We start from the raw sequence: 12,834 nt of genomic DNA, 5'->3' as shown, positions 1-12,834 counted from the left end.
AGGAGGCACCATGGACCCCGATATCCCGCGTGTGATCTATTATCTTCTGCTGCTTCTGGCGATCGGCGGCTATCTGGTCGCGGCGCTGCGCCGCCGCCCCGGACAGGCGCTGCAACAGCTGATGATCTGGGCGCTGATCTTTCTGGGCGTGGTCGCCGTGGCGGGGATCTGGCCCGATGTCCGCGCCGCGATCCTGCCCGCGCAGACGGTGACGCAATCGGGCCGGATCGAGCTGCCGCTGCGCGCGGACGGGCATTATTACCTGCAGGCGCAAGTGAACGGCGCCACGATCGATTTCGTCATCGACACCGGCGCCTCGCAGATCGTGCTCAGCCGCGCGGATGCGGAGCGGGCGGGCATCGACACCGGCGCGCTCGCCTATATCGGCCGCGCCTTCACCGCGAATGGCGAGGTGGCCACGGCGCCGGTGCGGCTCGACAGTCTCAGCGTCGGCCCCTTCACCGACCGCGACGTGGCGGCGGTGGTCAATCGCGGCGTCATGGAGGGCTCGCTTCTGGGCATGAGCTACCTGACCCGCTTCGGCAAGGTGCAGTTCGACGACCGCCGGATGATCCTCGAACGCTAGCCCCGGCGGCGCCGTCGCAAGGGGCGTATTTATGCCAAGAAGAAACGGCAGGGGTTTCTTCTTGGCGCAAATACGCAAGGGGGCGCGGGGGACATCGTCCCCCGCAGGCGGGGGGTGCGGGCGCCGCAAATGGCCGCGTTCCGGGCGCCCGAGCCGCGCGAGGGCGCAAGCCCTAAAGCCAGTCCTTCCATTTGAAGAAGGCCCAGGACAGAAAGGCCGAGGCCACCATCAGCGCCAGCGCGAAAGGATAGCCCCAGGGCTGGCTCAGTTCCGGCATGTTGGCGAAGTTCATCCCATAGGCCGAGGCGATCAGCGTCGGCGGCAGGAACAGCGCCGTCACCACCGACAGGATCCGCACGGTGTTGTTCTGCGCCAGGTTGATCATGCCCAGCGTCGCATCGACGGTCAGCGACACCCGCGAGGACAGATAGTCGTTATGCACCGCCAGCGCCGTGATGTCGCGCATCAGCGCCTTGGCGAGAGGGCGCAGCTCGCCCCCCTGCGGATGCGTGGCAAGCGTCTGATCATAAAAGGACAAGGCCCGCTCCAGCGTCAAAAGCGCCAGCCGGATGTGACCCAGAAGCTCGCCCTGCTTGCCCACCTCGCCCAGCGCCGCCTTCAGCTCCATCGGCCGCGCCTGGCCCAGCACCCGCGCCGACACCTGATCCAGCGTCTTGCCCGCCGCCTCCAGCAGATCGGCCTGCCGCGCGACGATTTCCTCGATCAGCCCCAGAAAGATCCGCTCGGGCGTGCGGCAGCCCGCGGTCGTGCGCTCGGCCCGTTCGGGATAGGTGGCAAAGCTGCGCGGCGCGTGGTGGCGCACCGTCACCAGCCGCGCGGACGACAGGATGAAGCTGACCGGCCCGGAAATATGCTCGCCCGAGGGCGTGTGACCGGGCAGCACCACGGTCATCACATCCACCCCCTCCTCGCGGTAAAGCCGGTTCGAGATCTCGATCTCTTCCATGTCGGCCAGCGTCGGCACCTCGACGCCCAGCGCCGCCACCGCCACCACCTGGCTGTCGAGCGGACGGTAAAGATCGATCCAGAACGCCTGTTCCAGATCGGCGCCGATCTCGGTCGGGCTTTGCTGGCCAAGGCGGGCGAGCCCGCGCGGCAGCGGCTTGTAGGCGTGCAGCATGCGCCCTCGCAGGATGGGGCCGCCGGGATGGCGGGTCCGCCCCACAAAGCCGCGCCGCGCCGTCGCGGTCAAGCCCCCGCGCGGCGCGGCGTGACGCGGTTATTCCCCACCCGCGCCCCGGTTGCGCCACAATCATGCCGCACCACGGGCGGGACTTCACAGCTAAGGCAGGGATCAGATGGACTTCCCCGGTTTCGACGCGCTTGCGGTCGGCTTCATCCTGTTCGTGGCGCTGCGCGAGGCGGGCAGCCGTCTGCGCCGCGCGCTTGCCGCCCGCGCCGCCGCCCGAAATCCGCTTCAAGCCTGATCCGTTCGACACCTGATCCGGGCCCCCTGCCCCCACGCCGCTCTCGATTCCGCGCCGCAGCCGTGCTATGCCCGTCCGATGCCCCGACCCGCGAGCACGAGGAAGCCGACTTGGCAATGGATACTGCCCAAGACCCGCAAGACGATTTCGATCCCGAAATGGGGTCCGACACGGACGAGCGCTGCGCGGCGCTGGACGCCGAGGAAATGGCGACACGGGCGCGGGCGGCCTCGAACCTGCTCAAGGCGCTGGCGCACGAAGGCCGGTTGATGATCATGTGCTATCTCGCCTCGGGCGAGAAATCGGTGACCGAGCTGGAAACCCGGCTGTCCACGCGGCAGGCGGCGGTCAGCCAGCAACTGGCGCGGCTGCGGCTCGAGGGGCTGGTGCAAAGCCGTCGCGAGGGCAAGACGATCTATTATTCGCTCTCCGATCCGCGCGCCGCCCGCGTGGTGCAGACGGTCTACGAGCAGTTCTGCTCGGGCGACTGAAACGCGCGGCACCCGCCCCCGAACGGCACGGGCAAAGGAAAAGGCCAACCCCGTCGCCGGGATCGGCCCCCTGTGTCGGACGTATCCGGGAAACTGTCTTTTCGCCAAGCCGCAGACGGCATTGCCGAGCTTTCACCGCATTTGCTGTCCGGCCGAATCGACCACCCTCACGCCTGCATGGAACGCCCCATGCGCAGTTGACGCGCCGTCTTTCCGAACCTCGAGACTTGTACAAACCGGTCAGGCGTCAGCCTGTCACCGCAGGGAAGCAGCCTGCAGCATCAGCGTCAAAACAGAAACCGGATCAAGATTCTTCATATCTATCAAGCCTCCATGATGACATCGCCTGCGTGCGACAAGACCACGTTACGCCTTTGCGCGAGAGTCGGAACAAAATTCGTCTGCGACATTCCGTCGCATGTCTTTTGCCCCGGATGTCTGAGTGTCGCAGTCGGGAAACCCGGCGCCCCCGGGGCCCGGGGGCGCTTTCGGGGCCCTCAGGTCTTGAAGATGCGATAGATCGCCGGGATCACCAGAACCGTCAGCAGCGTCGAGCTGAGCAGCCCGAACAAAAGCGAAATGGCGAGCCCCTGAAAGATCGGGTCGAACAGGATCACCGCCGCCCCGATCATCGCCGCCACCGCGGTGAGCAGGATCGGCTTGAACCGGATCGCCCCCGCCTCGATCAGGATCTCGATCTCGGTCTTGCCCGTCCGATCCGCGTGGCGGATGAAATCGACCAGCAGGATCGAGTTTCGCACGATGATCCCCGCCAGCGCGATGAAGCCGATCATCGAGGTGGCGGAAAACGGCGCCGAAAACATCATGTGACCCAGCATGATGCCAAGGAACGTCAGCGGCACCGGCGTCAGCACCACCAGCGGCAGCCGGAACGAGCCGAACTGCGCCACCACCAGAATGTAGATGCCCACAAGCGCGATGCCGAAGGCGCCGCCCATGTCGCGGAAGGTCACCCAGGTCACCTCCCACTCGCCGTCCCAAAGCAGCGTCACATGGCTTTCATCCTCGGGCTGGCCATGCAGGCTGATCTCGGGCTTCGTGCCCGGGGCCCAGTCCATCGCCTCGATCGCCTCGCCCACCGCCAGCATGCCGTAAAGCGGTGCCTCGAACGTGCCCGCAAGCTCTGCCGTCACCATCTCAGCGGCGCGGCCGTTGTGGCGAAAGATCGGGAAACTGGTCGTTTCCGGCGTCACCGTGACGACATCGCCCAGTTCGACCACCCCGCGCGCCCCGGGCAGAAGATTGGCGGGAATGGGGGTGGAGAGCGTCGCCGCATCCATCACCTTCGCGCCCTTGGCCCGTTCCATCACGATCGGCAAGGGCATCCGTTCCGCACCACGATGCGAATAGCCGACCGTGGTCTGGCCGTTCAAAAGCCCAAGCGTGTCAAAGACATCGCTTTCCTCGACCGCGTAGAAATCGAGATTGTCGGGGTCGATCGTCGCGCGCAGCCTGCGCGCCTGTTCGCCAAAGCTCGTGTCCACATCGACGACGAAGGGGACGGAGCGGAAGGCCGTCTCGATCTGCCCCGCCGCCGCACGCCGGGTTTCGGCATCGGGGCCATAGACCTCGGCCAGAAGCGTCGCGATGACGGGGGGGCCGGGGGGCGGCTCGACCGTCTTCAGCACGGTCCCCGCGGGCACCGGCAGGGCGGTCACGATCTGGCGGACCTGAAGCGCGATTTCGTGGCTGGTGCGGTCGCGCGCGTCCTTGCCCGCCAGGTTGATCTGCACATCGCCTTCCCAGGGCCTGCCGCGCAGATAGTAATGGCGCACCAACCCGTTGAAGTTGAAGGGCGAGGCCGTGCCCGCATGGGTCTGCACCGAGATCACCTCGGGCAGGCGCGTCACCGCCGCCGCCACCTGCTGCGCCACCGCATCCGTCGCCTCGACCGAGGAGCCCTCGGGCAGGTCGATCACCACGCTCAGCTCCGACTTGTTGTCGAAGGGGAGAAGCTTGACCGTGACATCCTTGGTGTAAAGCAGACCGAGCGAGCCGAAGGACAGCACGATGGTGGCCAGCAAGAACGCCCAGGACGCGCGTTTCGTGGCCAGCACCGGCCGCGCCACGCGGGCATAGAGCGCGCCCAATTTGCCGCCATGGGCATGGGCGCCGCCCTCATGGCCCGACATGTCGGCCCGGCCCGCGATCTTCACCATCAGCCAGGGGGTGATGATCACCGCGACGAAGAACGAAAACACCATCGCCGCCGAGGCGACCGCGGGGATGGGCGACATGTAGGGCCCCATCAGCCCCGCCACCGCCAGCATCGGCAACAGCGCCGCGACCACGGTCAGCGTGGCGACGATGGTCGGGTTGCCGACCTCGGCCACCGCCTCGATGGCCTTGCGCACGCGGCTTCCCGGCCCCGGCATCGCCCAGTGCCGGGCGATATTCTCGATCACCACGATGGCGTCGTCGACCAGAATCCCGATGGAAAAGATCAGCGCGAAGAGACTGACCCGGTTCAGCGTGAAGCCCATCGCATTGGCGGCGAAGAGCGTCAAAAGGATCGTCACCGGAATGACGATGGCGACGACGATGCTTTCGCGGCCGCCGATGGCAAAGAACACCAGCGCGATGATGGAAATGGTGGCCAGCCCCAGATGGAACAGCAGCTCGTTGGCCTTTTCATTCGCCGTCTCGCCATAATCGCGGGTAAAGGCCAGATCGACGCTTTCGGGGATCAGGCTGCCTTCCAGCTCCGCCAGCCGCTCGTGGATCTTTTCGCCCACGATCACCGCATTCGCCCCGGCGCGTTTGGCGATGGCCAGCGTGACGGCGGGGGAGCGGGTCAGCTGATCGCCCGCGCGGGTGACATTGGCCACCAGATGTTCCGACGTATCGGGCACATAGGCGACATCGGCCACATCGGCGACATAGACGGGGCGGCCATCGCGGGCGGTCAGCAAAAGCCCGGCGATCTCGGCGGGCGCGGTCAGCGTCTTGCCCGCCACAAGGTCGATCTGCTGGCCCTGATCACGCAAGCGGCCGGTCGAAAAGCTGCGGTTCGCCTGTTCGACCTTGGCGGAAAGCTGTTGCAGCGTGATGCCGTAAAGCGCCAGCCGCTCCGGGTCGGGGGCGATGCGGATCACCTCGCGCGCCTCTCCGACGAGATAGGTCAGGCCGACGTTCTCGATCTTTGTCACCTCGGTCTGCAATTCGCGCGCAATCCGCGTCAGATCGGCCGCGCCGATCGGACTGCCGGGCCTGGCCGAGAGCGTCAGCGACATGATCGCCACATCGTCGATGCCGCGCCCGACGATGATCGGCTCGGGGATGCCCTTGGGAATGCGGTCAAGGTTCGCCTTGACCTTTTCATGCACGCGCAGGATCGCCGCATCCGACGAGGTGCCGACGATGAACCGCGCCATCACCAGCGCGGCATCGTCATTCGTCTGGCTGTAGACATGTTCCACCTCGTTGATCGAGGTGATGATCGTCTCCATCGGCTCGGTCACAAGCTTCATCGCATCTTCCGCCTTCAGGCCCGGCGCCTGAAGATGGATATCGACCATCGGAACCGAGATCTGCGGCTCTTCCTCGCGCGGGAGCGCGCCAAGCGCCACCAGCCCGACAGCCAGCGCCGCCAGCACGAACAGGGGCGTCAGCGCCGAGCCGATGAAGCCCCGGGTCAGACGGCCCGCAAGCCCGAGCCCCGCGGTGGGCAGATCGTCTTCGCGCGGATCATTCATCGCCCAGAACCTCCTCGCCACCCGAGAGGCCCGAGACGATCTCGACCATCTCCACCCCGTCGATCACCTGTTTCGGGCCGGGAACCACCGCGCGCTCGGTCACCGCATCGGCGGCCCGGACGCGCAGGAAATCCAGCCCCGAGCGGGTGTGCAACAGGCGCGCGGGCACGATGAAGGCCTGACGACGCGCCAAGGGCAGCTTGACCAGCACCCGTTCACCCACGAAATCCGATTTCAGATCAGGCACTTCGACATCGGCATTGACACGCCCTCCGGCAATCGTCGGATAGACCTTGGCCAGGGTCCCCGCGACCGAGGCCCCCCCGGTCTCGATGGTGATCGCATCGCCCGCATGCAGCGTGGCCGCGAACCGTTCGGGCACGGAAAGCCGCAGGAACACCCCGCCGCCGCCCACCGTCGCCACGGTTTCCCCCGCCATCACCACCGCGCCGCGCGCAACCGGCACCTCCAGCACCCGCCCCGCGATCGGCGCCAGCACCGCGCCTTCGGTCGCCTGCTGTTCCGTCACCTGCCGCGAGGCCTTTTGCGCCTCGATCTGCTGGGTCAGAACGCTGACCTGCGTCCGCAGCGCGTCATAGGCCTGCGCCGTCATCACGCCGCGCGCCTTCAGCGCCTCGCCCCGGGTCAGATCGGCGCGCGCATTCGCAAGCTGGCTTTCCAGCGCCGCAATCTGCGCGTCGATGGCATTGATCTGAAAGGCGATCTTCGCATCGACGACCTTGCCGAGTTCCTGCCCGGCGGTGACCAGATCGCCCTCGGTCACGCTCAGCGACACCAGCGTGCCCCCCAGCCGCGCCCGCGCCGGGATCATGTCCTTGGCCGCGATCTGGCCATAGACGGTCTTCCAGTCGGTAACCTCGGTCGGCGCCACGGCAAAGGCGGCCTCGGCCAGGGCCAGTCGCGGCAGCCCCAGCGCGCAAAGCGCCAGGACAAGGACGAAAGCTTTCATCGCGGCATCTCCCTTTTGCCAGCCTGTCCGATCCATTTACATTCCGAGTTGTGAATATGTCAAACCGTAAATCTTCCGAAAAGCCGCGGCAGGGTGCGGCGGACCGGAACGCGATCCGCGTTTCCCCGCCCGCCCGTGCACCGCCTGCCCCGGGACCGTTTCCGCAAGCACGACAGAGGGCAGCGCCCGGCCCGGCGGGCGAGAAGCGCCCGCCAGGGGCGGGACGGGCGCTGCCCGAGTGCTTTGGGCACTCGGGCGGTCCCGGGATCACGGCCCCGCATGGCCAAGGCGATGGCCTTGGCCAGAGAGAGCATCGCCAGGGCGGCGCCGAAACGCGGGCGGGGCTTTTCTCGGGTCGCAATTGTGCTAAACGCGAAGCCAACCCCTTGCGACAGGTGAGCCCCATGCACGACATCCGCGCGATCCGCGACAACCCCGCCCAATTCGACGCCGATCTGGCCCGCCGCAGCCTGCCGCCGCTCTCGGCCGAGGTGCTGGCGCTGGACGAGCGGCGCCGCGCCGCGATCCTGGCCGCCGAGACCGCGCAGGCGGCGCAAAATGCCGCCGCGAAAGAGGTCGGCGCCGCCAAGGCCAAGGGCGACGAGGCCGAATTCGAACGGCTGCGGGCGCTGGTGGCGGAAAAGAAATCCGAAGTGGCGGCGATGCAAGCCGAGGCCGGGCGGCTGGATGCCGAGCTGCGCGACAGGCTGATGCTGATTCCGAACGCGCCGCTGCCCGAGGTGCCCGAAGGCGCCGACGAGGCGGGCAATGTCGAGGTGAAGCGCTGGGGCACGATCCCGAGCTTCGCTTTCAAAGCCCTTGAACATTATCAGCTTTCCGCCGTGGCCAAGGCGATGGATTTCGAAACCGCGGCGAAGCTTTCGGGCGCGCGCTTCGTTGTGCTGCGCGCAGGCGTCGCCCGCGTGCATCGCGCTTTGGCGCAATTCATGCTCGATCTGCATGTCGACAGCCACGGCCTGACCGAGGCGATCACCCCGGTTCTGGTCCGCGCCGAGGCGATGCTGGGCACCGGGCAGCTGCCGAAATTCGCCGAGGACAGCTATGCGACCACCGATGGCTGGTGGATGATCCCGACCGCCGAGGTGACGCTGACCAACTTCATCGCGAATGAGATCTGGGACGAGGCCGCCCTGCCCTGCCGGATGACAGCGCATACGAACTGCTTCCGCTCGGAGGCGGGCTCGGCGGGCAAGGACACGGCGGGGATGCTGCGCCAGCACCAGTTCGAGAAGGTCGAGATGGTGACGATCTGCCGCCCCGAGGATGCGCTGGCCGAACACGAACGGATGACCGGCTGCGCCGAAGCCGTGCTGGAGGCGCTTGGCCTGCCCTATCGGCGCATCGTTCTGTGCACCGGCGACATGGGGTTCGGGTCGCAAAAGACCTATGACCTTGAAGTCTGGCTGCCGGGGCAGAACTGCTTCCGCGAGATTTCCTCGGTCTCGACCTGCGGGCAATTCCAGTCGCGGCGGATGAACGGGCGCTACAAGCCCGCCGCGGGCGGCAAACCCGACTTCGTCGCGACGCTGAACGGCTCGGGTCTCGCCGTCGGGCGCTGCCTGATCGCGGTGCTGGAAAACGGCCAGCAAGAGGACGGGTCCGTCACCCTGCCCGCCGTGCTGCATCCCTATCTGGGCGGCAAGACCCGTCTGGTGAACGGCGCGCTGGTCTGAAACGCAACGGCGCGCCCCTTTCGGGACGCGCCGTGAAGGCCCTTCAGGCGGGGGTCATTCCGCCGCCTGTTCCTCGGCCGCGATCTGCGCCGCGCGATCCTCGACCATCCGCACGATCTCGTCGATCATCTGCTCGTTCGACAGCCGGTGGCTTTGCTTGCCCGCCAGATAGACCATCCCCGACCCCGCGCCGCCGCCGGTGAAGCCGATATCGGTCATCAGCGCCTCGCCCGGGCCGTTCACCACGCAACCGATGATCGAAAGGCTCATCGGCGTCTTGATATGCTCAAGGCGTTTTTCCAGCGCATCGACGGTCTTGATCACGTCGAAACCCTGCCGCGCGCAGCTGGGGCAGGAAATGATCTGCACGCCGCGGGTGCGCAGGCCCAGCGATTTCAGGATCTCGTAGCCGACCTTGACCTCTTCGACCGGATCGGCCGAAAGGCTGACGCGGATCGTGTCGCCGATCCCGGCCCAAAGCAGATTGCCCAGCCCCACCGCCGATTTCACCGTGCCCGCCATCAGGCCCCCGGCTTCGGTGATGCCCAGATGGATCGGCGCATCGGTGGCCTCGGCCAGCGCCGTATAGGCCGCCGCGGCCAGAAACACGTCCGAGGCCTTCACCGAGATCTTGAATTCGTGGAAATCGTTGTCCTGCAGGATCTTGATATGATCGAGACCGCTTTCGAGCATCGCCTCCGGGCAGGGCTCGCCGTATTTGTCCAGAAGGTGCTTTTCCAGCGACCCGGCATTGACCCCGATCCGCATCGAGCAGCCGTGATCCTTGGCGGCCTTGATCACCTCACGCACGCGGGCCGCATCGCCGATATTGCCCGGGTTGATGCGCAGACAGGCCGCGCCCGCCTCGGCCGCCTCGATCGCGCGCTTGTAGTGGAAATGGATGTCGGCCACGATCGGCACCGGGCTTTCGCGGCAGATTTCCTTCAGTGCCCGGGTCGCATCCTCATCGGGGACCGAGACCCGGACGATGTCGGCGCCCACATCGGCCGCCCGCAGCACCTGCCCCAGCGTCGCGGTGACATCCGAGGTGATGGTGTTGGTCATCGTCTGCACCGAGATCGGCGCATCGCCGCCCACCGGCACCTTGCCGACCCAGATCTGGCGCGAGGGACGGCGGGTGATGTTCCGCCACGGACGATGGGGATTGAGCGACATGGGAAGGCCTCCGTTCAGCTGCCCCACAAATAGGTCAGCCGTCGCCCAAGGGCAACGGCCGCTTTGTCGCGTTCGAAAGACTGTTACTGCTCGGGCGTTCCCGGCACGACCGAGGAGGCATCGGCCACCGCGACCATCTTCGCCAGATCGCCATCGGCGGCCATGTCGGCCACGGCATAGGCCGTGCCCAAAGCCTGCGCCGACAGCTCGACATTCTTCGTCACCGCGCCCTTCGAGCCCACCGGCCCATGCGCGACGCCGTTCACCGCAAAATAGATCGCGCCCGATTCCCCGGTGCGCAGCTTCGGCGGCTCTTCCAGCTTCGGCACGGCGAAACGCTCGCCCGCATCCATCACCTTTTCGAAGATCACCGACCCGTCCGAGGCGGTGATCCGCACCCAGGACGGCCGCACCGCCAGCACCTCGACCTCGGCGGGTTCGGCGCCCAGCGCATGCACGACCGGCAGCTGACCGGGCTCGGCCGGGGTCGGCCCGGCCTCGGCCAGAACCATCGGCGCGCTGGTCATCGCCTGCGCCGTGCCGGGCAGCACACCTGCCTCGCGCGGGTCGATCGCGGCAATCGGACCGTCGCGGGCGATCAGCACCGGGGTTTCCAGCGCGGCGGGGCGGTAAAGCCGGTCAAAGGCCTCTTCGGTGGCGGCATCGGGCAACACGTCGGCGGGCAGGACATCGGCGGCCGAGGCCATCTCGACCGGGGCGACGGGCTGCAGCGGGTCAATCTCGGCCACCACGCCCGGGGCCTGTTCGACCGGGGTCAGCTGCACGCGCTGCACTTCCTGCAGCACCGACCAGGCGCCATAGCCGATGCCGCCCGCGACCATCACCACGACGGCCAGCGAACCCACCGCGCGCGGGTCGATCTTGGTCCAGATCGGCGCCTGTTTCGGGATGAAGGAGGCATTGGGATTGGCCAGCGAGCTGGCCAGATCGGCGGTGCGCCGCGGTGCTTTCGGCCCCGAGGCGGCAGCGGCCAGGCCATGCGTGGGGGTAAAGCCCGATTCCTTGCAGAAGCGGTCAAAGGCCCAGTCCGGGTCCAGCCCCAGATAGCGCGCATAAGACCGCACGAAGCCCGCGATGAAGGAGGGGCTTTCGAAAGCGCTGGGGTCGCAATTTTCGATGGCGGCAATATAGACCGCCTTGATGCGCAGCTCGCGCTGCACATCAAGCAGCGATTTCGACAGGGTCGCACGTTCGCCGCGAAGCATGTCGCCAAGCTTCATGTCGAAGTCGTCAAAGCCTTTTTGCGCGGCCTCAACCTGCGTCGAAGGTTTGCCCTTCCACCTGATCATCTGCCTGTCCCGCCCTCGGTGTGGTTTGTCCGATTCGAACCTGTCGGTCCCGAATTCTTGACGAATCCCTAGCATAATCCCGAGGGCGGTGCATCCGCAGAATGGCTCAGGCAGAGGCCTCGGCGCGATTCAGCGCACAGCGCGCCCAGAGCAGATCCATGGCATGAACCAGCCCGTCGATCTGTTTCAGGTCATGCACCGGCGAGGGGGTGAAGCGCAGCCGTTCGGTGCCGCGCGGCACCGTCGGGAAGTTGATCGGCTGCACGTAAACGCCGTAATCCGACAGGAGCATGTCCGACACCGCCTTGGTGTGCACGGGGTCACCGATGACCACCGGAACGATGTGGCTGCCATGGTCGATGATCGGCATCCCCAGCGCCTTGAGCCGCATTTTCAGCACCTTCGCGTGCATCTGTTGCGCGTCGCGCAGCTTCTGCCCTTCGGCGGTTTTCAAAAACGCGATCGAGGCCTGCGCGCCAGCGGCGATCGCCGGCGGCAGCGAGGTCGAGAAGATGAAGCCCGGCGCATAGGAGCGCACGGCATCGACCATCTTCGCCGAAGCGGCGATGTAGCCGCCGAAGACGCCATAGGCTTTCGCCAGCGTGCCGTTGAAGATGTCGATGCGGTGCATCAGACCGTCACGCTCGGCCACGCCCGCGCCGCGGGGGCCATACATGCCGACGGCATGGACTTCGTCGATATAGGTCAGCGCGCCGAATTCATCGGCGATGTCGCAGATTTCCTTGATCGGGCCGAAGTCGCCATCCATCGAATAGACCGATTCGAAGGCGATCAGCTTCGGCGCGGCCGGATCATCAGCGGCGATCAGCTCGCGCAGATGGGCGACGTCATTGTGACGGAAGATCCGCTTCGGCCCGGCATTGCGCTTGATCCCCTCGATCATCGAGGCGTGGTTCAGGCTGTCGGAATAGATGATCAGGCCGGGGAAAAGCACGCGCAGCGTCGAGAGCGTCGCGTCATTGGCGATATAGGCCGAGGAGAAGACAAGCGCCGCTTCCTTGCCGTGCAGATCGGCGATCTCGGCTTCCAGACGGCGGTGATAGGCCGTGGTGCCCGAGATGTTGCGGGTGCCGCCCGAACCGGCCCCGACCGCTTCCAGCGCCTCATGCATCGCGGCCAGAACGACCGGGTGCTGGCCCATGCCCAGATAGTCGTTGCCGCACCAGACGGTGATGTCCTGCTTGCCGCCATCGGGGCGGTTCCACTGCGCCTTGGGGAAGGCGCCCTTCTCGCGTTCGATGTCGATGAACGTGCGGTAACGTCCCTCGTCGTGGAGTTTCTGGATCGCTTTGTCGAGCGCGAGATTGTAGTCCATGTGCGTCACCCCTGGCTTTGCTGCTGGTTGTGGTTTGCCGGGTCGGCTCTTCGGCCCTGTCCGGCGCGCACAGGTTTACGCGCATCGCCCAAAAAATGGGAGTTCTA

At 66.5% G+C, this 12,834-nt stretch carries 10 protein-coding genes; 4 read left to right on the top strand and 6 right to left on the bottom strand.

Features of this window, described 5'->3' with window-relative positions; all coding sequences use genetic code 11:
* Positions 1 to 10 precede the first annotated feature (10 nt).
* Entirely contained in the window at positions 11 to 586 is a 576-nt protein-coding gene (locus tag RCAP_RS07210; protein WP_013067179.1) for a retropepsin-like aspartic protease family protein, read from the top strand.
* 172 nt (positions 587 to 758) lie between these two features.
* On the opposite strand, the gene RCAP_RS07205 is transcribed toward RCAP_RS07210, so the two are convergent.
* Complete coding sequence (locus RCAP_RS07205) at positions 759 to 1,727, bottom strand: magnesium transporter CorA family protein (RefSeq protein ID WP_013067178.1); 969 nt, start codon at positions 1,725 to 1,727, stop codon at positions 759 to 761.
* 178 nt (positions 1,728 to 1,905) lie between these two features.
* On the opposite strand from RCAP_RS07205, the gene RCAP_RS20040 reads away from it, so the two are divergent.
* Positions 1,906 to 2,034 (top strand): hypothetical protein, encoded by a 129-nt coding sequence (locus RCAP_RS20040; protein WP_023911294.1) that lies wholly within the window; start codon positions 1,906 to 1,908, stop codon positions 2,032 to 2,034.
* A gap of 116 nt (positions 2,035 to 2,150) precedes the next feature.
* Entirely contained in the window at positions 2,151 to 2,525 is a 375-nt protein-coding gene (locus tag RCAP_RS07200; RefSeq protein WP_013067177.1) for an ArsR/SmtB family transcription factor, read from the top strand.
* 497 nt (positions 2,526 to 3,022) lie between these two features.
* Here RCAP_RS07200 and RCAP_RS07195 read toward each other — a convergent pair whose 3' ends face one another.
* Both RCAP_RS07195 and RCAP_RS07190 read right to left on the bottom strand, forming a co-directional pair.
* Positions 3,023 to 6,241, bottom strand: coding sequence for an efflux RND transporter permease subunit (locus RCAP_RS07195; RefSeq protein WP_013067176.1), 3,219 nt, complete (start codon positions 6,239 to 6,241; stop codon positions 3,023 to 3,025).
* On the bottom strand, positions 6,234 to 7,211 hold the full coding sequence (locus RCAP_RS07190; RefSeq protein ID WP_013067175.1) for an efflux RND transporter periplasmic adaptor subunit: 978 nt from the start codon (positions 7,209 to 7,211) through the stop codon (positions 6,234 to 6,236). Before RCAP_RS07190 ends, RCAP_RS07195 begins: the two co-directional genes overlap by 8 nt.
* A gap of 404 nt (positions 7,212 to 7,615) precedes the next feature.
* Here RCAP_RS07190 and serS point away from each other — a divergent pair, with 404 nt between their 5' ends.
* Positions 7,616 to 8,905 carry a serine--tRNA ligase gene (gene serS / locus RCAP_RS07185; protein WP_013067174.1) on the top strand — a complete coding sequence of 430 codons (1,290 nt, stop codon included), beginning with the start codon at positions 7,616 to 7,618 and terminating at the stop codon, positions 8,903 to 8,905.
* Between the two features lie 54 nt (positions 8,906 to 8,959).
* Here serS and ispG read toward each other — a convergent pair whose 3' ends face one another.
* From ispG to hemA, 3 genes are all read right to left on the bottom strand, one after another.
* The gene (gene ispG, locus RCAP_RS07180; RefSeq protein WP_013067173.1) at positions 8,960 to 10,081 is read right to left on the bottom strand and encodes a flavodoxin-dependent (E)-4-hydroxy-3-methylbut-2-enyl-diphosphate synthase; all 1,122 of its coding nucleotides are present in this window, start codon (positions 10,079 to 10,081) and stop codon (positions 8,960 to 8,962) included.
* A gap of 83 nt (positions 10,082 to 10,164) precedes the next feature.
* Positions 10,165 to 11,391, bottom strand: a complete 1,227-nt coding sequence (locus RCAP_RS07175; RefSeq protein ID WP_013067172.1) for a helix-turn-helix domain-containing protein — start codon at positions 11,389 to 11,391, stop codon at positions 10,165 to 10,167.
* A 106-nt stretch (positions 11,392 to 11,497) separates the two neighbouring features.
* Entirely contained in the window at positions 11,498 to 12,727 is a 1,230-nt protein-coding gene (hemA, locus tag RCAP_RS07170; RefSeq protein WP_013067171.1) for a 5-aminolevulinate synthase, read from the bottom strand.
* Between the last annotated feature and the right edge of the window lie 107 nt (positions 12,728 to 12,834).

Origin of the sequence: Rhodobacter capsulatus SB 1003 (assembly GCF_000021865.1) — a bacterium.
In the GTDB taxonomy this organism is placed as follows: domain Bacteria; phylum Pseudomonadota; class Alphaproteobacteria; order Rhodobacterales; family Rhodobacteraceae; genus Rhodobacter; species Rhodobacter capsulatus_B.
This window is presented reverse-complemented; position numbering and strand designations above follow the sequence as displayed.